We start from the raw sequence: 20,519 nt of genomic DNA on the forward strand, positions 1-20,519 counted from the left end.
CGACACTACAGCCGAACAGAGCGGTAAGATAAATGTTTTGTTAATGTTTATAATAACAGCGAATAATAAAATACTGATTCTAACGGCCTTTGCACCGGATTAAAAGCCATCTATCGAGGTTCCCTATTTTGAAAGTTGATTTTCACTGCCATACCACTGCATCCGACGGAACCCTGACACCGGAGGCATTATTGGATTTGGCTCGTGAGCATGAAGTACGCACATTGGCCATTACCGATCACGACACCACCGCCGGTTATCAGCAGGCGCTCGGACTGGCGCAAAATTTTGACATCGACCTGATCAGCGGGGTGGAAATTTCCTGCGAATGGGGCGGTCATACCATTCATATTGTCGGCCTCGATTTCGATGTTGAAAACCGCGTTTTACAGCAAGGCTTGGCGTCAATTAGAGAAGCCAGAATCCTCCGGGCGCAAAATATGTTCGACAAGCTGACGGCAAAACCCAATGCCCATCTGCAAAAATTGCCCGAGAGGGTTTCCAGTCTGGTTGGTGAAGGGGTAATCGGTCGCGGCCATTTTGCTCAGGCGATGGTTGAACTTGGGCTGGTAAAAGATAATGCCCAAGCGTTTGAACGTTATTTAAAACGCGGCCGGATCGGCTATGTCAAAGCGCAATGGCCGGCGCTAGCCGAAGTCGTTCAGTGGATTACCGAAGCCGGCGGTATCGCGGTAATCGCCCATCCCAAAATTTATAAATTTACCAGCTCTAAGCTCAACCGGTTAATTGAGGATTTCATTACGGCCGGCGGCAAGGCAATTGAAGTAGTGAATGCGCCACGGCCAAGTGCAGATATGATCGGTATGGCTGAGCGTGCTCGTCGTTTCGGTCTATATGCATCCATGGGTTCGGATTTCCACTCGCCCAAACACCACTGGCGAGGTCTGGGTTGGCTCGCGCCTTTACCCGAAGGCTGTATTCCGGTGTGGGAGCAATTTAGCCGTTGATATAGAGACTTCCCGGAAGCAGGGATTTATAATCTACCCATATATTGATTAAAAAGTATCTAAAGGAAGTATTTTGAGCGACTGTCAATACATTAACGTTCACCCGGATAACCCACAACCGAGAATGCTGCAGCAGGCGGTGGATATTCTCAATCATGACGGTGTCATCGCCTATCCGACGGAATCCGGTTATGCTTTAGGCTGCTTACTGGACAATAAAAAAGGTGCCGATCGTATTCGCAGAATCCGTCAGCTCTCCGAAAAACACGAATTAACTCTTGTCTGTAAAGACCTCAGTAATCTTTCCGAATACGCCAAGGTCGGGAACACCCAATACCGTTATCTGAAAAAACATCTTCCCGGCCCTTATACTTTTATCTTGCCGGCGAGCCGTGAAGTACCGAAACGCCTGCAGTCTCCGAAACGAAAAACCATCGGGCTGCGGATTACGCCAAATATCGTGACCAATATGCTCTTGAGTTATTTCGATAAACCCTTATTGAGCGCCTCACTGATTCTCCCGGGTGACGAGCATCCGATGACTGATGGCTGGAGTATCTATGAAACGCTTAACCATGCACTGGACGCTGTTTTGGATGGCGGTTTCAGCGGTTTCGAACCGACCACCATTATCGACTTTACCGACGAGGAGCCGGTTTTGGTCAGACAGGGGCAGGGTGAGTTTTTTGGTGATGAATAATGAATGAACTCAATACCGTTCAACTGATCGCCGTCTGGGCCTTGCCGGTACTGTTTGCAATTACCCTGCATGAAGCGGCTCATGGCTGGATGGCCAATAAGCTCGGAGATCCTACCGCGCTGATGCTCGGCAGGGTGACTCTCAACCCGATTAAACACATCGATCCAATCGGAACGGTGCTGTTACCGATCGTGCTCCTGATGCTTGGTGGATTTATTTTCGGCTGGGCCAAAGCCGTGCCGGTTACGGCGCGTAACTTCAAAAACCCACGAGGGGATATGGCTTGGGTCGCACTGGCCGGCCCGACCGCCAACCTTTTAATGGCTCTTGGCTGGGCTCTGGTCATCAAAATAGGCACACTTACCCAGTTCAGTGCGCCGGATATAGGACGCTTTCTTGTGTACACCGGAACCGCCGGGATCAGTATCAACCTGGTTTTGATGGTGCTGAATTTACTACCAATTCCACCACTGGACGGTAGCCGAATTCTAAGCGCATTTTTATCGCCGAAACTCGCCTGGCAGTTCAATCGCCTGGAACCTTACGGTTTCTTTATCTTGATCGGACTTCTGTTGCTTGGTTTTCTGGGTCCTTTAATCATGGGGCCTTACGGTTTCCTACAGAACCTGATTTATCAGCTGTACGGACTGTGAAAGGCGTATAATATGGCTCCATAATCCGCTCACCGTAATTTTAAGGTTCAAGTACAGTCCATGAAACAACCCAATCAGCCACAGACGGAAAAACTGCAGAAAATACTTGCACGCGCCGGTTTTGGATCGCGACGTTCTGTCGAGACTCTGATCGAGCAGGGCCTGGTCAAGGTCAACAACCGTGTCGCCAAACTCGGTGACCGAGCCAGTCAGGAAGACAAGATCAAGGTTCGTGATCAACTGCTCAAAACGTCTCAACTCGCCCCAGCCGCCACTAAAGTCATTCTGTATAACAAACCGGAAGGACTGGTCTGTACTCGCAAGGACGAAAAAGGGCGTGATACGATTTTCCGTCACCTGCCGCGTTTGCATCAGGGACGTTGGATCAGTATCGGCCGTCTGGATCTTAATACCAGCGGTCTGTTGATTCTGACCAACAACGGAGAATTGGCTAATCGTCTGATGCACCCGTCCTACCAGATCGAACGCGAGTATATGGTCCGTGTTTTCGGCGAAGTCAGTGAAGAGATCGTCAAGCAGTTAACCAAAGGTGTACAACTTGAAGACGGACCGGCGAAATTCGACCGCGTCATCGCTTTACCTTCCGAAGAAGACTCTTTAAACCGTTGGTATCGTGTCATCATTAAAGAAGGGCGCAACCGTGAAGTCCGTCGTCTTTGGGAAGCAGTCGGCTTGCAGGTTAACCGACTGCACCGAATACGTTACGGCGATTTCTCTTTACCGCGAAATTTGAAAAAAGGCAAAACTGAAGAGTTGACCTGGAAACAGGTTAATCAGCTGCTACGTTCCGTTGAGCTTGCTGAAGAAGGTCGTCCTGATCTGCGGGTAAACAACCGCATCGATAAAGCCGGTTTGGCCAAAAGAGATGCCAGAAAATCGGAGCGAACCATGGTTGGCCGCTATACCGGTAAAGGTGCGCGTAAATCAAATCGCATGAATGGCGGAAGTGGCCGAGCATTTAAAAACGGTAAGTAATCCGCTTAACAGCAGATAAATATTTAGTTTTCGAAAGAAAAAAGGCGGTCAATTAGATGACCGCCTTTTTTGTATGCAGTATATATTCGAGCCTGAAACCTGTCAGTAAATCACCCGGCTACCAGGAACGATAATATTCACGTCTTTAACATACAGAATTTCGCCGGCGTGCTCGCCTTTGTCATTACGTTTAATCGAAGTTTTCCATTCCCAGCCCGTCGTGCGTTTAATATTGACCAAAGTTCCGCGTAATGAAACGATATCGCCGATTTTAATGTCCAACATTTTCTTGCGCACGTCTTTGCTGGCCGGAATAAGGTGTACGCTGGCGGTACTGGTCATGACCTGGTCATCACTGATCACATCCGGGCTGTCAATATCCCATTTGTACTGGTGATTGAAAATAGAAATGTCGACATTTTGATAAACACTTTCATCGGACATTTTCCCCCAACCAATTACCAGCTGCATCGGTGCCAGCCACCCCTTGCGATCCAGGTAGGAAATCGATGCATCCAGCACTCGAGCTTCGACTTCAAAATCCGCAAGCGGATGAAAGATAAAATCATCCATACGGAACTGATCCATGCTGGTTTCATATTGATAAGGCGCCGATGCGGCGAAGACTCCGGGACCATAGGAATCAGCCTTACCGATATGGTAAAAATGAAACCACAGGCCGCCCAAAATCAATAGTGCAAGAATTTTTTTCATAGAACGCTTTTATTGGTTTAGATTGAATAAAACTAGTATAACCTCTGTTTTAAGAGGTTTTTAAGCATATTAATAGTGCGGTGGTGGAATTTCTTCTTCCGGGCGTTTTATGACTTGTTCATTCAACGATTGAATGTAGTCTTTCAATAACCCCAGCTTTTTTTCCAGCATCTGAATTTTCGTATACTGATCCGCCAGCGTTTTTTCCATTTCAACATGCATCTGTTCGTGATGACTGATGGCAATTTCCAAGGTTTCGATTCGCTGCACAAGCTGTGCATCGGAGGCTGTCTTTTCACTATTCTGATTACACATCGTTGTTAACACCATTCGAAGGGTTTTCCAGCCATACAGCCCCCTCGTTCTGAGGCATTCTTGGCTCCTTAAAGGAAAGCTCTACCCGATCGGTTGTCGATGCAGTTAAAACCAGTCTACATTGACGCAATTCATCACGACGGAAATAGCTGCATGTCCATTTATCACCTATCTGTGCACGTTTAAGAAGGCTTTCCAGCTGCGACTTCGACGTTACTCTCAAGTCATTTATCGCAATAATTTCATCCCCGGAAGAGAGTCCGGCAAGCTGTGCGGTTCGCTCCTGCCAGACATGTCTCACTGCCAGTGTCTGGTTGGCTGTTTCTTCCAGGTTCGCGCCAAAATCGACTGCCAACTGTTCCTGAGTATTTCCTTGTCCTCCGGTATCAGCAAGCGAGTTCATATTGCGCAGGGTGAAATTCACACCAAAATGGCTGAACAGGGTGGCGAGATCGTAGTCTTCCGTCTGATCCAGAAGCTGAGTAAAGAAATCCTTCAGATCGATACCGCTGACTTCCGAACAGATGCGTTCGATTTCAAATTCCTCAAGCCCGATTCCTTTACTGCCGAAGTGCTGCCACAGATGCAATAGAACCGTATCCAAGCTTTTCTTCCCTTGCGTCTTCTCGCGGATCAAAAGATCAAGAGCCAATGCAACCAGGCTGCCTTTGGTGTAGTAGCTGATAATCGCATTCGGAGCGTTTTCATCCTGCTGATAAAATTTTGTCCATGCAAAAAAGCTCGAATCGGCAACCGACTGTTTAAAACGGCCCGGCATACGGTACACACGGGTCAGCTGTTTCCCCAGCTGATCGAGATAGGTCTGTTCGTCAATCAGACCGCAACGCTGCAATATCAACGCATCGTAATAGGAGGTAACGCCTTCAAACCACCAAAGCTGGCGCGAATAGATCGGCTGACTCAAATCCGGGTTCTGATATGCCTTGGGCATTATGCGTTTTACATTCCAACTGTGAAAATATTCGTGGCTGCACAGTTCAAGAAATTGCAGATAGCCTTCGGTTGGTTTTTGCATGCCTTCATACGGCAGATCATTGCGACTGCAGATCAAGGCAGTTGAGTTGCGATGCTCAAGACCGCCGTAGTCGCTGCCGGTAACCATTACCTGAAACAGATAGTTGTCAAAAGGGGCAGCTTCACCAAACAGGCGAATTTCATATTCGCAGATAGTCGTCAGATCTGACTTGAGGCGTTCTAAATCGCAATTGAAAACACCGGTTAAGACCATCTTATGCGGCACGCCACAGGCACGGAAATCGATCTCCACATAGCTGCCGATTTCAACCGGATAGTCGATCAGCGCCAGATAATTTTCAGCATGGTAATGCCCGAAACCGTGGTGATCGACTTCCAGAGACGGCATCCCGGTTGCAACCTTCCAGGCATTTTTGACGCAAACCGGTGATTTTTTCAAACTCATCACACATGGGAAATCACGCTGTCCTTCGGCTTCCAAAAAGACCGATGTACCATTGAAGAAAGCATGAGTGTCATCGAAATGAGCGCCGCGTACAGACAGATCCCAGGCATAGACTTGGTATTTAATGGTAAATGCGTTACCCGAGCTGTCGACTTCCCAGGTTGATTTATCAACCGGCGTAACCGTCAAAGGGGTCTGGGCATCGTCATATGCCTGCAAATCAATTAAATGTTTGGAAAAATCGCGAATCAGATAGCTTCCTGGAATCCAGTTAGGAAGACTTAAACGCTGTTTCGGTGCCGGAAAAGCAATGCGAAACTCCACAGTAAACAGGTGACCGTTTGGATCAAAAGGGGTGATCGTGTAATGACGGGCACAAGGTTCTTCTTTGGTTATAGGCTTAGCCAGTTCCGGGAGTTTCATCTCCGCCATGTAGGATTGATTAATCTGCTGCAGCTGTGGGGAGCTAAATTGACTCATGCTAGGTTTCCGAATTTCTATTTAATCTTATAAATTTTATGTTCTGCGGGTTTTGCAAGGGGATTCTAACAAACTTAAAAAGCGCGGGTTAACGCAAAATTAAGTTTGATTCCCCCCTGTTGCCAGTAATAACTGTCGGCATTATTTTATTTTTCTGAAAGGGCGGCTGTCGGTGGCTGAGCCATTTTCGGGTGTGGCTGGCACAACTTTCCGTTACGCACCGCTACCGCGGTTTTAAAGCTCAGAAGCACAACCAGCAGCAAGAGGGCAGCTAACAGCGCGCCGGCGCAGACAGCAAAAAAAGTTAGTCCGCTGTGTTCAAACATTTTGAAGCTGGCCAAGGCAATCGCTGCGAGAGGGAAGCTGTATGCCCACCATGAAAGCGCAAAAGGAATCTTTATAAAGCGTGGCAACTGGGTCAGCAACAATAAGGTCATAAAGAGGGCGCTGTAAAAAAGGATTCGCGCGAAGTTATCCATCTGCCCGTCATTCAGAATCAGGTACGCCAAGAAGCCGACGGCAGGCGGTGCAATCAGGATAAACAGGGTCGGCTCCAGAAGTTTCAGCATGGGCGGGTGGAAGAACAGTCGATAGAGAACGATTGTGAATAGAACCAACCAGAACAAAAGCCCGATACTGAAAAAGAACCAGCCGATTTCGGGCGAGGAGAAGCGTACCGCACCCAACGGAATCAGGATGTTTCCGACAACCGGTATAAACCATGCCGGGCTGACATGGGTAATCATCCATTTTTCATGATGCATCCAGTTGCTTAAGATAATCAGCGTCAGTACCAGATGCAATACACTCCCGACATGCCACATAATGGATGCCACCGTGTGGGAAATTTCACCGATAATCAAACTGATCAGAAGCAGGCTGATACTGAAAGCGGGGAAGAAGTTAATCGCAACCGGGTGGTCTAAGTCATGTTTTACCTCCTCCGGAAAACGCAGAATTTTGATCAGGTACAAAAAGCTGATCAAAATAAATAGTGCGCTGGTTACCAGTGCACTGATAACAAAGGCATTGGAAGATAGCCAGTTGAGCTTGGATGCTTCCAGAAGGCCCAGTGTCAAACCACTGAATCCCATGACGGCGCCGAAAAGATTAATCGGGAAATAGGCTAAACGAGACTTTTGCTCTGATGACATAACCACCTCAGAATTAAAACTTATAAAATTAACTGCAAATAGAATGCAAAATGAAATACGGCCGATTTTCTCGACTGTGATCGCCTGCACCACACATCATAATCATAACCTCTGGTACAGTCACTTAAATACCTTATGAAAAACAGAAGGAAATTCCATATCTGACGAGAGTCAATTGCCACAGGTTTGACGAGTAAGAGTATAATGTGCGCTTTATTTCTAAAATTAAATCATTGTGGAGTCTTTAAGTGATTCGTACACGCTTTGCACCAAGTCCAACAGGTTATTTACATATCGGCGGCGTCAGAACCGCGCTCTATTCTTGGCTATATGCCAAACGCTTCGGCGGAGAATTTATTCTGCGTATCGAGGATACCGATCTTGAGCGCTCTACGGAAGAGTCCGTCAATGCGATTCTGGAGGGCATGAGCTGGCTTGGTCTGGATTACGATCAGGGGCCGATTTACCAGACGCACCGTTTCGAACGCTATAAAGAAGTGATCGACGACCTGTTCAGCAAAGGGTTGGCTTATTACTGCTATGCAACGCCAGAAGAACTTGAGCAGATGCGCGAAGAGCAGAAAGCCCGCGGCGAAAAACCTCGCTACGATGGCCGTTACCGCGATTTCGACGGCACGCCACCAGAAGGAATTGATCCGGTAATCCGTTTTAAAAACCCGGTTGACGGCGAAGTTGTTATTGATGATATGGTCAAAGGCCAGGTTGTGATTAACAATAAAGAGTTGGATGATTTGATCATTGCTCGTTCCGACGGCACGCCAACATACAACCTGACGGTTGTTGTCGACGATTGGGATATGGGCGTCACGCACGTTATTCGTGGCGATGACCACCTGAATAATACGCCGCGACAGATTAATCTTTATCAGGCGATGGGGGCATCGATTCCAAAATTTGCGCACATTCCTATGGTACTGGGCGAAGATGGTGCTCGTTTGTCAAAACGTCACGGCGCGGTCAGTGTTCTGCAGTATAAAGAACAAGGGTTCCTGCCGGAAGCGCTGCTGAACTATCTTGTACGCCTTGGATGGTCGCACGGTGATCAGGAAGTCTTTACGATTGACGAGATGATCAATCTTTTCGACTTCGACAGCGTAAACGGTTCCCCATCAAGCTTCGACACCGTTAAGCTGACTTGGATTAATGAGCAACATATCAAACAGGCGGATGCCGAACACTTGGCTAGACACCTGGCTCCGTTTATGACTCAAGAAGGCTGTGATTTGACTCAGGGGCCTTCGCTGGCAATGGTTGCAGACCTTCTGCGCGACCGCGCCAAAACCCTGATAGAGATGGCTCAATCGGCAACTTATTTCTACAATGACTTCACGGAGTTCGAAGCCGGTGCGGCCAAAAAACATTTGCGCGGTGTAGCGGAAGAACCGTTGCAGAAGTTGCTGGAAAAACTATCATCTCTGGATACTTGGGAAGCACACGCGATCCATGAACAAATCAATGCAACCGCAGAAGAGCTCGAAGTCGGTATGGGCAAAGTTGGCATGCCTTTGCGTGTAGCGATTACCGGAGGAGGGCAGTCACCGGCGATTGACGCCACGGCCGAACTAATCGGAAAAGAACGTTGTTTGACACGCATTCAGATGGCTTTGGACTTTATTGCCGAGCGCGTTGCCAATCAATAATTCCGATCTTAACGGCTATTGATTGCCGTGTAATCCCTCTAGGAACCGCCGCTATGCAGGCGGTTTTTTTATTTTTGTGCATTCGTATACAGGCGCAGAAATCGAAAAATCAATGACTTATGATTAGTACAAAAGCGTAATGGAGACAGGCGGTTAAAAAGCGCTAAAAAAATACGATTTTTTTGCATTTTAAGCTTGACCCCACAAGGGAAGTCTTTATAATACGCCTCCATCAGATCAGGGGGGCTATAGCTCAGCTGGGAGAGCGCAACACTGGCAGTGTTGAGGTCAGCGGTTCGATCCCGCTTAGCTCCACCAATATCTGTAAAGTCCTTGAAAAAGGCAACGCATTACAATGCGTCCCGTTCGTCTAGAGGCCTAGGACACGGCCCTTTCACGGCTGTAACAGGGGTTCGACTCCCCTACGGGACGCCACGCGGGAATAGCTCAGCTGGTAGAGCGCAACCTTGCCAAGGTTGAGGTCGCGAGTTCGAACCTCGTTTCCCGCTCCAAATTTAGTCATATTGATACTCAGTCCAATAGAGTTTCAGTAGGGCGCTTATTGAAATATAAGCAATTTAAAAATTGATCTCATTAATTTGAGAGCTTTTTAAGAAATTTTAGCTAGAGATTTTTCTTTAGTTCGAGGAAGCTTGAAGGGCCTGCAGATGGGTAGGTGACTGAAAGCAGACAAAGACATTAAGAAAAATAACAGCTAAAAATCTAAAAAAGTCCCGTTCGTCTAGAGGCCTAGGACACGGCCCTTTCACGGCTGTAACAGGGGTTCGACTCCCCTACGGGACGCCACGCGGGAATAGCTCAGCTGGTAGAGCGCAACCTTGCCAAGGTTGAGGTCGCGAGTTCGAACCTCGTTTCCCGCTCCAATTTTATTGGATGAAAAGATGATTTCAAATCATCCAATTTAAAGTCCTGCGCAAGCAGGCACTACAAGCAATCTCATTTGAGATGCTTTTTTAGAATTTTCTGTTAGGAATTTTTTCTAAGATTGCGAAAGGTTTCGCGAGTGTACAAAAGGGTACTCGAGCGAAAACTGACAAAAAGATTAGGAAAAATAACAGTAGAAAAGCTAAAAAAGTCCCGTTCGTCTAGAGGCCTAGGACACGGCCCTTTCACGGCTGTAACAGGGGTTCGACTCCCCTACGGGACGCCATATTCAAAAGCCCGCTGGAATGTTTGATTTCAGCGGGCTTTTTTATTGCCCGTAAAAAGATAAATAAAAAAGCCGGTCAATATTAATTGCCGGCTCTATTTAGCTACTGCCTTACACGATCTGATCAAACGGTACGTATTGAGGCGGATTCAACGTTCTGGATCATTTCAATGCGGTCCAGAAGGTCGCCCAACTGCATGGTCGCATTCAATTCCAACGTCAGCTTCATATTAACCGTACGGTCATCTTTATCGGTATAGGTATTGGATGCTATCAGGTTAATATCCATTAAGGTCAACTGCGTCATGATATCGCGCAAAAGCCCGCGACGGTCAAACGCCAGAATCGAAAGTTCGGCCGTATAGCTCGGATTTTCGGCAATCGACTTGTCCCAAGTAACCTCGATCAGGCGGCGCAATTCTTCGTGGCTCAAATGCAGAATATTGGCACAGTCACTCTTATGAATGGTCACGCCTCTACCGCGGGTAACATAACCGACGATATCATCGCCTCGATGCGGATGACAGCAGGGGGCCAGATAGGTTTGCAGATTGGTCGCACCGATAACAAAGGCGCGTTCCGCTTCTTCCGGATGCTCAGGCACATATTCATGCCCCTGACGTGCTTCTTTGGCAACAGGCTTGTTAAGTGTCTGCAGGGCGCTGGTCAGTTGACGTTCATTAATACGACCTTTACCTAAATCTTCATAGAACGCTTCTTCCGAATCGGCTTTGAATCGTTCAACCAGTTTTTCCAGAGGGATATGTTCAGCGTGCAGACGTCTGACTTCTCTGTGATAAAGCGCTTCACCGGATTTGATGTTTTCCGCACGATTCTGTTTGTTGAACCAGCTTTTCACCTTATTGCGCGCGCTGCTGCTGGTTAGATAACCCAAGTTCGGATTCAGCCAGTTGCGGCTTGGCTGACCGTTTTTAATGGTCAGAATTTCAACCCGATCACCGGTTTTCAAACTGTAACTCAACGGTTGAATTCGACCGTTGATTTTCGCGCCACGACAACGATGTCCCAGCTCGGTATGAATGTTGTACGCAAAATCGAGTGGCGTCGCGCCTTGGCGCAAGGTGACAATCTCGTTATTCGGCGTCATCACATAGATGTGCTGGCTCTGAAGTTCGGTACTGATTTCTTTGAAAATATCCGGATCATCTGAGGTTTCAAGCATCTGACGAACGTTCGAGATACTGCGCTCAAGATTATGATCGAACCCTTGACCGCCTTCTTTATAGCGCCAGTGAGCGGCCACACCGTATTCTGCATGATGATGCATGGCAAACGTACGGATCTGAATTTCCACCGTATTGTTTTCCGGACCGATGACAACCGTATGGATCGATTGATAACCGTTTTCTTTCGGTGTGGCGATATAGTCGTCGAATTCCTGTTTAACGTAGTTCCAGTGGCTATGGATGGCCCCGAGCGCTTCATAACAGGTCTGAATACTGTCGACATAAATCCGCACCGCACGAAGGTCGTACAATTCGTCAATCGGAATATTTTTACGCATCATCTTTTTCCAGATGCTGTAAATATGCTTTGGACGTCCGGTAATCTTCGCTTTGATATTCTGTTTGGCCAAAAGCTCATGCAGGGTCTGAATCACCCGCTGAATATATTCTTCCCGCTCAGTACGCTTTGATTTCAGACCAAGGGCAATTTCCTTATATTCTTTGGGATGCGTAAAGCGGAAGGAGAGGTCTTCAAGTTCCCACTTGAGCTGCGCGATCCCCAGGCGATTCGCCAGCGGGGAGAAGATCAATTCGGTTTCCAGAGCGATCTGACGTCGAACCTCTTCATCCTCGTATTTAAGATGACGCAGGCGGGCAACGCGGTAGGCGAGCTTAACGATCATAATCCGGATATCGACCGTCATCGCTAATAGCATCTGGCGCAGACGCTCGTTCTGAACATTGTCCGAACTGCGCTCTACCTGAAACTCCTGGAAACGATTTAGTTTGCGGATACCTTCGACAAGATGACTGATCTTTTCACCGAATTTTTCGGTAATCGACTCGATACTGTAAATGCCTTCCAGGTTCCCGTCACTGATCAGCGTTGCAATCAGGGTGTCCATATCAATTTTAAGATCAGCCAGAATCTGAGCAACATCAACACTGCGAACAACAGTCTTTTCCGGCAGGCTTAAAGCTTCAAGGGCAAGGGTACAAGCTTGTTCGATCTTATGCCGATCTTCTCCGGAATATTTATCCGGCTCGTTTAAATCGGGGAAAATAGCTTGAATGATTTCTGGCAACGTATTCATGAAATTGAAATCTATGAACTAGGGACTCTGAAATAAAATTTTGGGTATTTTAACTTAAAATGAAACGCAATCATGCCCTCTACTATAAGAATACTTTATGATTAAGGCAATTTTTTGCATGAATTAGAAAAAATTCCTCTCGGAAGAGAGCTATTTATGTGCAGAGTAGGGGACTTAATAACTTCTGAGAAATGTTAAGTTTTGACATTCAAAATTTCAGAGTTAAGATAGCGCTACTGAGTAAATTCTATTAACAGGAGATGAATTAATGGCGAAGTTCACTTTAGGCGGAAAAGAGTTCGACACGGATAATATGTCCGAAGAAGCAAAAGGACACTATCAGGCAATCCAGGTCTGCGAAGCAAAGATCATGGATTACAACGCTCAGATTTCCATTCTTCAGACCGCACGCAATGCATACGGTGAGAAACTGCTTGAGTTGATGGACAAGAAAAATGACGATGCCGGCATTGAAAGCGACGGTATTCCATTATAAGCGTTACAACAATCAGCATCTTACGAACATAACTTATCGTTATTGATCAAGCCATGCCGGATTGCGGCATGGTAGACACCTCTAAATTTAAACTTAATAATGCGTCGCTCAATCTACTTGCGACGGAACTCTCTGCTTAACACAGCTTTCCGCATCTTTTTCCGTAATCAGTTCAATCGAAATTCGGTCTCGTCCATTTTCTTTGGATTCATATAAAAGATCATCTGTTCTTTTACTGACTTTCTCGGGCGCCGGAATGCAATTCGAATCACAGTACAGCACCCCCATGGATAGCGTCAAAAAGCCGAGCGGTGCATTGCGGTTTTCAATTCGTTGCTTGCGAATGGATTCCTGAAGGTTATTCAAATGCACTTTCAAAGCGCGAAGATTGTCAAAATAGCTGATAATGAAAAACTCCTCTCCGCCGACACGGAAAACGAAGTCATTGGCACGATTGAAATAGGCATGGATGGACGTCGATACCTCAATCAGCACTTCGTCGCCAACCTGATGGCCGTAGTCATCATTAATTTTCTTGAAGAAATCGATATCCAGCATAATAAAAGTTACTGATTGTTTTTCACGCTTCGCACGCTGGATTTCGCTGACCAGTTTCTTCTGAAAATAACGGCGATTGTAAAGGCCGGTTAATTCATCTGTAATCGAGATCGCCTCGATTTTCTTGCGGTCGCTTATATCAATGCGTGTCGCAAGAACGGAAGTCACTTTACCCAACAAATTCTTATTGGGTATCAATGTCAGTTCGACCCAGTATTCTTCCCCGTTTTTCTTCACCGCGGGCACTTCGCCGCTCCACGATTTACCGAGATCAAGAACCTGATGGTAAATAGACTGAATAACATCAGAGGTCACTTTCTGGCTCGCTAATTTAAGATAAGGCATGCCTGTAAGTTCTTCCGTTGTATAACCGCTGAGTTTCCCGTAAGCCTTACTGCTCCAGATAATTTTCATACTACTGGCATCAATAAGAGACGCATAAGAGAGTTCGTAGATTTCCTTCAGGTAGCGCTGTTTACGATGATAAGAAACCAGCAGGGTGGTCAGTAGAATAATGACAAGCAGCAACGGCAAAATTAACTGCATTAACAACTGGTAATTAAAGATTCGCACTTCCGGAACTTTCAACCATTTCTGGTAACCGATTTGACGGTTACCGTCCTGGATATACTGCAAAGCTTTCTGAATAATGGAAAAAAGAAGCGCTTCATCTCTGTTGATTGCCATGGAAAAGGGGTATTTATGCTCGGACTGACCGATAATCTGAAAATTGGTATAGCCTTCGGTCTGTACTGCATAGTTAATCGCGACCAGATTATCCGCCAGAGCGATCGCTTCGCCATACTGCACTTTGCGCAACCCCTCTTTTAAAGACTCTACCAGCACAAGATTGATATTCGGATAGTGAAATGTCAGATATTCCTGAGGAAAACTGTCTTTGAGCACAGCAACACTGTAACCGCCGAGTGCCGTAAAATCCTGAATAAATCCGCTGTTATCACCGCCTCTGCCAACTAATACCAATGGGAAGCTAAGATAGGGTTTGGTAAATAAATACTTAGATTTCAGGACAGGCGTTTCTGAAATTGCCGGGATAAGATCAATAGGGTGATCGCTGCCAGGAGGGAGTGATGACGCGGTAATAATCTCCACTCCAAGCATGCGCTTGATCGCTCGCATGTAATCGGTAACCAAACCCTCGCTTTCGCCTTGAGCATTGACCATATGAAAAGGCGGGTAATCCAGGGTATCGCTGACAACTAAAGTGCGTTTATTTTTTAAATATTGCTGCTCTTCATAAGTAAACACTTGTGTGTTTTTATCAAAGATAATATTGGAATTATTAATTTTCTGATATTCACTTTGATTGATAACTCCGAGATTGAGTGCATCCGATAAAATCGCAAGGATTTTTAACTGATCAAGATGACCAATCGGAGTACTCCCGACCTGAACAAATTCCTTAAGAGTTTTGGCTTCGTTCAACAGATCAGTTTGTGATTTATCTACCGGGTAGTGCTGCATCAGGTAGTTTATGACTTCCTGTGGATGCGTGATCGCGAATTCCCAGCCTTTAATGGTCGCTTTACGAAAACTTTCAACCAGGTCTGGCTGCGTTCTGGCCAGAGTCGAACTGGTAAAGACCAGACCGGAATAACTCTGGATACCGTAACGCTTAGGATCAACTGTATAAAACGGAACGCGCATATTTCGTAGAATAAAAGGTTCATTGGAAACATAAGCGCCATAAAAATCCACTTTGCCGTCAATGAAATCCTGCAAATTACCGGAAGAATAAACCTCTTTAGGCATTTGGGATTCTGGAAGGGTACTGTTGGCGAGCAGGCTTTTGACCTGTATCCCGCCGTTATGCATAACCGTTTTACCGGCAAACTGTTTTAAATCAGTCAAAGGGAAATGCGACAACAAAATCAACGGAGAATACTGGAATGACGTCATCACCATTTTCAGGTCTTTGCCTTTGGCGATATCAATCAATACCGAACTGACACTGATACCGAAATCCGCATCGCCATTTTCAACCTGCTGCGCTGTAGAAATTCCCGGACGCCAAGGAAGTAATTCAACATCCAACCCGAATTGATGATAGTAACCCTGTTGAATAGCGGCATAGAACCCCGCGAATTGAAATTGGTGATGCCAGTTAAGCTGTACTTTAATGGATGTCAGCTGCTTGTGGTCAACTGGGTCTGTGGAACTCTGCACGGCCTGCACTTGCAAAGCCAGTAGTGACAGCACACTAAAGAGCCCTGTTAAAAATATCGATCTTGCGAAACCTGTACATCCCGTCATAAATAACATCCAATCTAATTACTATCAGCATAGCGACTTTCCGACTTTAATTATTGCCTACAATCAACAAAAATGCTCTAAATTGATCGCAGAACAGTAAATCCTTTGCGACAGGCCTTCGTTCCAGGTACTCGAAATCCATCAAGCGGCAGATGCGAATCATATCTGGATTGTACTTCTGCAGCCCGGTTTGAAAAACAGTAAAATAAGCGCCATTCGACAACCAGAACTTGAATGATTCATGCCAACTTCACTTTTAACACCTACAAATGCCAAATCTAATAAAGAGAATAGTGCACAACACTTTTCTGTTGCCCCGATGCTTGATTGGACAGATCGGCACTGTCGTCACTTTCACCGTAAATTAAGCAAAAGAACCTGGCTTTACAGCGAAATGGTAACGACTGGCGCAATTATTTATGGCAATAACCTGCCGCGTTTTCTCGGGCAGGATAAAAACGATGCGCCAGTGGTACTTCAGCTCGGTGGAAGCAATCCGACTGAATTGGCGCAATGCGCGGCTATTGCCGAAGAGTGGGGCTATAGTGAAGTTAACTTAAATGTCGGCTGTCCGAGTGACCGGGTTCAAAACAATATGATTGGTGCCTGCCTGATGGCGCACCCGAACATTGTTGCTGAGGCGGTTGATACGATGAAAAGCGCAACGCAGCTTCCGGTCACCGTCAAGTGCCGTCTCGGAATCGATGAACAAAACGAAGAAGAAAGCGTTTTCCAATTTGTCGAGGCACTGAATGAAGTCAATACCGACGGCGTTATCATTCATGCCCGCAAAGCCTGGCTTCAAGGAATCTCTCCAAAGGAAAACCGAGAGATACCACCATTGAATTATGATCTGGTACACCAAGTTAAAAACGTCTATCAAGATCTTCCAATCGCCATAAACGGCGGAATCAAAACACTGCAATCCGGCATGCAGCATCTTGATAATTACCATGACCTTCCTGCATTGGACGGTTTTATGATCGGAAGAAGCGCTTATGAACAACCGTATCTACTTGCTGAAGCCGATCAACTGCTATACGGTTCGGACGAAAGACTGTTGACGCGTAAACAAGTTGTGGAGCAGATGTATGACTATATCGAAAATCATCTTCAGCAAGGCGGTAAACTGATTCAAGTGACCCGTCATATGCTCGGTCTTTTCCATGGTTTACCGGGCGGGCGTATGTGGCGACGTTATTTAAGTCAGAATGCCTTTAAAGCAGAAGCCGGCCTAGAGACGCTGCAAGAAGCCTTGCGAATTGTGGAAGATGAGATCGAACGAATGGCAGAACAACTGGCGCAAAAAGAAAATACTCAGAGCCAATAGCAGGAAAGCAAGCTATCACTATGATTTATCTAAATGTTCCTTTTGCTCAAAAAGATCAGGCGAAAAGTCTGGGCGCACGTTGGGATCCAATCGCCAGAAAATGGTATATCCCTGAAGAGTTGCAGGAACAAAAATCACAATTTGCTCAATGGCTTACAAATGAGATGGCTTATACCGAGCCAACAGCAAAAACTCAACAACCTCTGCACAAGCAGGAGCCCGCGCAGCAAAACGCTTTTTTTGAACAGGCTGCGCTGAGTGCACACCAACATTCCGTAGCAGATCACAACACGGAAGTTCAAAAAGGCCAGACACTTTCTCAATTTCTGAATCGCATTCAACAAGTCATCTGGCAGAACTTCGCCGGCGGCCACTGGATTGTAGCCGAAGTAGGCAGCATTAATGAACGCAGAGGGCATCAGTATCTGGAATTGAACGAAACCGATGCAAACGGACGTTCAATCGCCAATGCCAGAGCGGTTATCTGGAAAAGCCAGGCGGCTTATTTGTTGCAAAAATTTCAGCAGGAAACGCAAATGCAACTCTGCGCCGGGCAGAAGCTGTTGATGCTGTGCGAAGTACAGTTCCATTCACAATATGGCCTGTCACTGGTTATTCAGGAAATCGACAGTAGCTTCAGTCTTGGAGAGCTGGAACAGAAGGTCCGGGACATTCGCCAGAAACTGGTTTCCGAAGGGGTCTATGGCAACAATAAGAAACTTGTATTAAGCAACGACTTCTTCCGCATTGCCGTCATTGCGCCGCCAAATGCTGCCGGTTTAGGCGATTTCCAAGCCGATGCAGATAAACTGAGCCGGTTCAAATTATGCCACTTTGACTACTTCTACAGCAGCTTTCAAGGTGAACAAGTTGAGAAAGAATTTGCGCGGGCTTTTGCAGAATTTACACAACGGCATCAAAATGAAAGCTACGATGCCTTGGTGATTATTCGCGGCGGCGGAGCGAAACTGGATCTTCATCAACTCAATGAATACAGTTTAGCTAAACAGATCACCGAAATGCCAATACCGGTTTTGACCGGAATTGGTCATGAGCGCGATAACACGATTCTTGATGAAGTTGCCCACAGCCGTTTTGATACGCCCAGCAAAGTCATTCATTATATCTGGCAGCAGATTCAATCCCAGGCCATGAGTGCCCAGCAGAATTGGCTACGTATTCAAAGGGTGTCACAGCAAGAAATCATTCGACTTGAGCGCCAAAGTGAAGCCTTATGGCAACAGGTCAAGCAGCAAAGCCAATATAAGCTAAATCATTGGAAACAGGTTACTTTAATACCGTTTACCCGGATTGAGCAACTGGCACAAAATCAAATCAGCCAAGAAAAACAAATGCTTAGCTGGCTTATTCAACAGGTAAAACAGAACGGTGAACAACAGGTCGAACGCCAGAAACAGCGCCTGTTCACCCTTGAAAAAGAGATAAATCAACAGGCCTATAGCCGAATACGATCCAGCAAGCAACAGATGCAGGATTGGATGGCGATGATACTGAATGCCGGGCCAAAAGTGCAGATTGAAAGGGGGTTTGCCGTCATCAGCGATCAGGAAGGCAAAACTATCGTGAGTAAGCAGCAAGCCCTTAAGCAAGACAAATTAGCGATTCAGTTTAAGGATGGTAATATCACCGTTAGCGTTGATAAAAACCAGAATTGACTTGGATTCACAAGCAATAAAGCCTGATAAAACAAGACATTACGACGAGACATGACGATGGATCAGAACAATCAAAATTTCCAACAGAATTACCAGAAACTGCAAGAAATCGCCAACAAGCTTGCCCACAACCAAGAAGTGGATATTGATCAATTGATTCCAATGGTCGACGAGGCCAGTAAAGCATACCACGCTTGCAAAGAGCGAATTGAAGCTGTTGAAAAGGCGCTCAGTCAGCGCCTGGAACAAAATCCTGAATCGGACGCTTAATTCTAAATCCATTCACTGTTTAAGTAAAAAGCAGGGCCTTACTATGTCTAAAATCGAGATTTACCACAATCCACGCTGTTCAAAAAGTCGCGGCGCTTTGGAAATTCTCAAATCCAAATTTACCGACAACGAAATTCAAGAAATCCGCTACCTGGACAATCCTCCATCAAAAGAGCGCTTGGCTGAAATCTGCTCGATGCTTGCATGTCGTCCGTTTGAAATAATTCGTACCGGCGAAGCGCTTTTTAAAGAGTTAGGCTTAACGAAAGACGATAACAAAACGGATCAAGAGTGGTTGCAGATTTTAATAGATAATCCGAAGTTAATTGAACGTCCGATTATTGTGTATCGTAACCGTGCCGTTATTGGTCGTCCGCCGGAAAAGGTTAACGAATTAATAGCATAAAAACTTTTCTTTAACGGCAAGACAAACAAGAGCAAGCTTCGCTAAACAGCATGAGGCTTGCTCTTTATGCATTGAAGAAAGCTCGCTTTACCGTTCTCATCCAGTCATTGTGCAAGACGAGAAAAATCTAATTCTTAAAAAGCAGAGAGTGGAGTAGAAGCGGAGCCAAACAGACCAATGGAAAATTATAATAATATTGTATTTAACATAATATACATTATACGAATAATAAATAATAAATTTAAAACAGGACGTCTAGCGTCCTGTGCGCGTTAATTTGTTCTTTTTACAACAGTTAAAGAATGCTACTTAAGGATTGAACAGGAAATGCATAAAGCTCTACCGATCCAAATGATGATCCGGATAAAAGATATCGTTAAACCGCTGAAACACCCAACCCAGAATCAGCGTAAACGCACAGATCGCTGTAAAGGAAATAAAGTCGCTTAAATAGTATTCCACCGGATTTGCCTGAATCGAAACAATATCTTGTGGACTGTACGAAGTACGAACTCCAGTAAATATGACCGTAATTAAAAGTGATATGCCTGAAAATTGTAACGGACTGATTCTAGGTAAATTCAGTGGTAATAAAAACCAGGCCCATAAAATAGATGACGTATAACCAATCATCAAAGATGTAACCAGCATGTAAAATAAATCGAAAACAATTTGCACCCACATCGCATCCAGCCTCCTGAAGATTAAATTTACAGTTTAACCACGTACACACAAATGTCTATAGCACGTCAACCTTATCCAAGCCACACACTTATAAAACTATTTCCTTTTATATTCAGTTACTTAGAAAGCTTTACCAGCCATTATTTTTATCGTCACACTCTCATTGACCACCCTTCTAAACCACATACGATTACAGGATTTTTCCTAGCAAAAAAAAAAAGCGCTTCGGGTTCAGAATAAACCCAAGAGCGCTTTTAATTAGGATAATAGCATGTTTCGCGAGCAGAAATG

Annotated in this window: 17 protein-coding genes and 6 tRNA genes; 16 read left to right on the forward strand and 7 right to left on the reverse strand. The window is 45.7% G+C overall.

Annotated elements, in window-relative coordinates:
• Window positions 1–128 precede the first annotated feature (128 nt).
• The 4 genes from HQN79_RS06125 to rluB all read left to right on the forward strand — a co-directional run bounded on the left by HQN79_RS06125 (window position 129) and on the right by rluB (window position 3,317).
• Window positions 129–968 (forward strand): PHP domain-containing protein, encoded by an 840-nt coding sequence (locus HQN79_RS06125; protein WP_173285071.1) that lies wholly within the window; start codon window positions 129–131, stop codon window positions 966–968.
• A gap of 70 nt (window positions 969–1,038) precedes the next feature.
• Entirely contained in the window at window positions 1,039–1,668 is a 630-nt protein-coding gene (locus tag HQN79_RS06130) for an L-threonylcarbamoyladenylate synthase (protein WP_173286998.1), read from the forward strand.
• The gene (locus HQN79_RS06135; protein ID WP_173285072.1) at window positions 1,668–2,321 is read left to right on the forward strand and encodes a site-2 protease family protein; all 654 of its coding nucleotides are present in this window, start codon (window positions 1,668–1,670) and stop codon (window positions 2,319–2,321) included. The genes HQN79_RS06130 and HQN79_RS06135 overlap by 1 nt, the downstream gene beginning before the upstream one ends.
• 60 nt (window positions 2,322–2,381) lie before the next feature.
• A complete protein-coding gene (rluB, locus tag HQN79_RS06140; RefSeq protein WP_173285073.1) occupies window positions 2,382–3,317 on the forward strand; it encodes a 23S rRNA pseudouridine(2605) synthase RluB in 936 nt (311 codons plus the stop codon).
• A 102-nt stretch (window positions 3,318–3,419) separates the two neighbouring features.
• Here the strand turns inward: rluB and HQN79_RS06145 are convergent, their stop codons facing one another.
• The 4 genes from HQN79_RS06145 to HQN79_RS06160 all read right to left on the reverse strand — a co-directional run bounded on the left by HQN79_RS06145 (window position 3,420) and on the right by HQN79_RS06160 (window position 7,421).
• Window positions 3,420–4,031 carry a hypothetical protein gene (locus HQN79_RS06145; protein WP_173285074.1) on the reverse strand — a complete coding sequence of 204 codons (612 nt, stop codon included), beginning with the start codon at window positions 4,029–4,031 and terminating at the stop codon, window positions 3,420–3,422.
• Between the two features lie 69 nt (window positions 4,032–4,100).
• The gene (locus HQN79_RS06150) at window positions 4,101–4,346 is read right to left on the reverse strand and encodes a SlyX family protein (protein WP_173285075.1); all 246 of its coding nucleotides are present in this window, start codon (window positions 4,344–4,346) and stop codon (window positions 4,101–4,103) included.
• Window positions 4,339–6,267 (reverse strand): M61 family metallopeptidase, encoded by a 1,929-nt coding sequence (locus tag HQN79_RS06155; protein WP_238843324.1) that lies wholly within the window; start codon window positions 6,265–6,267, stop codon window positions 4,339–4,341. Before HQN79_RS06155 ends, HQN79_RS06150 begins: the two co-directional genes overlap by 8 nt.
• A 146-nt stretch (window positions 6,268–6,413) precedes the next feature.
• A complete protein-coding gene (locus HQN79_RS06160; RefSeq protein WP_173285076.1) occupies window positions 6,414–7,421 on the reverse strand; it encodes an SLAC1 anion channel family protein in 1,008 nt (335 codons plus the stop codon).
• Between the two features lie 248 nt (window positions 7,422–7,669).
• Here HQN79_RS06160 and gltX point away from each other — a divergent pair, with 248 nt between their 5' ends.
• The 7 genes from gltX (at window position 7,670) to HQN79_RS06195 (ending at window position 10,253) form a co-directional block, all read left to right on the forward strand.
• Window positions 7,670–9,082: a glutamate--tRNA ligase gene (gene gltX, locus HQN79_RS06165; RefSeq protein WP_173285077.1), complete on the forward strand. Its 1,413-nt coding sequence runs from the start codon at window positions 7,670–7,672 to the stop codon at window positions 9,080–9,082.
• A 242-nt stretch (window positions 9,083–9,324) separates the two neighbouring features.
• Window positions 9,325–9,400 (forward strand) — tRNA-Ala (locus tag HQN79_RS06170).
• A gap of 41 nt (window positions 9,401–9,441) precedes the next feature.
• Window positions 9,442–9,517, forward strand: a tRNA-Glu gene (locus HQN79_RS06175).
• A gap of 1 nt (window position 9,518) precedes the next feature.
• Window positions 9,519–9,594: transfer RNA gene (locus HQN79_RS06180), tRNA-Gly, on the forward strand.
• 219 nt (window positions 9,595–9,813) lie between these two features.
• A tRNA-Glu gene (locus tag HQN79_RS06185) sits at window positions 9,814–9,889 on the forward strand.
• Window position 9,890: 1 nt separating this feature from the next.
• A tRNA-Gly gene (locus HQN79_RS06190) sits at window positions 9,891–9,966 on the forward strand.
• A gap of 211 nt (window positions 9,967–10,177) precedes the next feature.
• A tRNA-Glu gene (locus HQN79_RS06195) sits at window positions 10,178–10,253 on the forward strand.
• 124 nt (window positions 10,254–10,377) lie between these two features.
• Here the strand turns inward: HQN79_RS06195 and HQN79_RS06200 are convergent.
• Complete coding sequence (locus HQN79_RS06200) at window positions 10,378–12,534, reverse strand: RelA/SpoT family protein (protein ID WP_173285078.1); 2,157 nt, start codon at window positions 12,532–12,534, stop codon at window positions 10,378–10,380.
• A gap of 268 nt (window positions 12,535–12,802) precedes the next feature.
• Between HQN79_RS06200 and HQN79_RS06205 the strand changes: the two genes are divergently transcribed.
• Window positions 12,803–13,030, forward strand: a complete 228-nt coding sequence (locus tag HQN79_RS06205; RefSeq protein ID WP_173285079.1) for a DUF6447 family protein — start codon at window positions 12,803–12,805, stop codon at window positions 13,028–13,030.
• Window positions 13,031–13,138: 108 nt separating this feature from the next.
• Here HQN79_RS06205 and HQN79_RS06210 read toward each other — a convergent pair whose 3' ends face one another.
• Complete coding sequence (locus tag HQN79_RS06210) at window positions 13,139–15,808, reverse strand: diguanylate cyclase (RefSeq protein WP_173285080.1); 2,670 nt, start codon at window positions 15,806–15,808, stop codon at window positions 13,139–13,141.
• Window positions 15,809–16,103: 295 nt separating this feature from the next.
• Here HQN79_RS06210 and dusA point away from each other — a divergent pair, with 295 nt between their 5' ends.
• The 4 genes from dusA to arsC are packed head-to-tail and all read left to right on the forward strand — an operon-like array spanning window position 16,104 to window position 19,544.
• A complete protein-coding gene (gene dusA, locus HQN79_RS06215; RefSeq protein ID WP_173285081.1) occupies window positions 16,104–17,192 on the forward strand; it encodes a tRNA dihydrouridine(20/20a) synthase DusA in 1,089 nt (362 codons plus the stop codon).
• Window positions 17,193–17,212: 20 nt separating this feature from the next.
• On the forward strand, window positions 17,213–18,868 hold the full coding sequence (gene xseA / locus HQN79_RS06220; protein WP_173285082.1) for an exodeoxyribonuclease VII large subunit: 1,656 nt from the start codon (window positions 17,213–17,215) through the stop codon (window positions 18,866–18,868).
• A gap of 57 nt (window positions 18,869–18,925) precedes the next feature.
• A complete protein-coding gene (gene xseB, locus HQN79_RS06225) occupies window positions 18,926–19,138 on the forward strand; it encodes an exodeoxyribonuclease VII small subunit (protein ID WP_238843326.1) in 213 nt (70 codons plus the stop codon).
• Between the two features lie 43 nt (window positions 19,139–19,181).
• Window positions 19,182–19,544: an arsenate reductase (glutaredoxin) gene (gene arsC / locus HQN79_RS06230; protein ID WP_173285084.1), complete on the forward strand. Its 363-nt coding sequence runs from the start codon at window positions 19,182–19,184 to the stop codon at window positions 19,542–19,544.
• A 339-nt stretch (window positions 19,545–19,883) separates the two neighbouring features.
• On the opposite strand, the gene HQN79_RS06235 is transcribed toward arsC, so the two are convergent.
• A complete protein-coding gene (locus tag HQN79_RS06235) occupies window positions 19,884–20,228 on the reverse strand; it encodes a hypothetical protein (RefSeq protein ID WP_173285085.1) in 345 nt (114 codons plus the stop codon).
• Window positions 20,229–20,519: the final 291 nt, after the last annotated feature.

It is taken from the genome of Thiomicrorhabdus xiamenensis, from assembly GCF_013282625.1.
Classification (GTDB): domain Bacteria; phylum Pseudomonadota; class Gammaproteobacteria; order Thiomicrospirales; family Thiomicrospiraceae; genus Thiomicrorhabdus; species Thiomicrorhabdus xiamenensis.

Coding starts and splice junctions, on each gene's coding strand:
- HQN79_RS06135 (WP_173285072.1), top strand. CDS start 1,668: ATGAATGAACTCAATACCGTTCAACTGATCGCCGTCTGGGCCTTGCCG.
- rluB (WP_173285073.1), top strand. CDS start 2,382: ATGAAACAACCCAATCAGCCACAGACGGAAAAACTGCAGAAAATACTT.
- HQN79_RS06145 (WP_173285074.1), bottom strand. CDS start 4,031: ATGAAAAAAATTCTTGCACTATTGATTTTGGGCGGCCTGTGGTTTCAT.
- HQN79_RS06150 (WP_173285075.1), bottom strand. CDS start 4,346: ATGTGTAATCAGAATAGTGAAAAGACAGCCTCCGATGCACAGCTTGTG.
- HQN79_RS06155 (WP_238843324.1), bottom strand. CDS start 6,267: ATGAGTCAATTTAGCTCCCCACAGCTGCAGCAGATTAATCAATCCTAC.
- HQN79_RS06160 (WP_173285076.1), bottom strand. CDS start 7,421: ATGTCATCAGAGCAAAAGTCTCGTTTAGCCTATTTCCCGATTAATCTT.
- HQN79_RS06200 (WP_173285078.1), bottom strand. CDS start 12,534: ATGAATACGTTGCCAGAAATCATTCAAGCTATTTTCCCCGATTTAAAC.
- HQN79_RS06205 (WP_173285079.1), top strand. CDS start 12,803: ATGGCGAAGTTCACTTTAGGCGGAAAAGAGTTCGACACGGATAATATG.
- dusA (WP_173285081.1), top strand. CDS start 16,104: ATGCCAACTTCACTTTTAACACCTACAAATGCCAAATCTAATAAAGAG.
- xseA (WP_173285082.1), top strand. CDS start 17,213: ATGATTTATCTAAATGTTCCTTTTGCTCAAAAAGATCAGGCGAAAAGT.
- xseB (WP_238843326.1), top strand. CDS start 18,926: ATGGATCAGAACAATCAAAATTTCCAACAGAATTACCAGAAACTGCAA.
- arsC (WP_173285084.1), top strand. CDS start 19,182: ATGTCTAAAATCGAGATTTACCACAATCCACGCTGTTCAAAAAGTCGC.
- HQN79_RS06235 (WP_173285085.1), bottom strand. CDS start 20,228: ATGTGGGTGCAAATTGTTTTCGATTTATTTTACATGCTGGTTACATCT.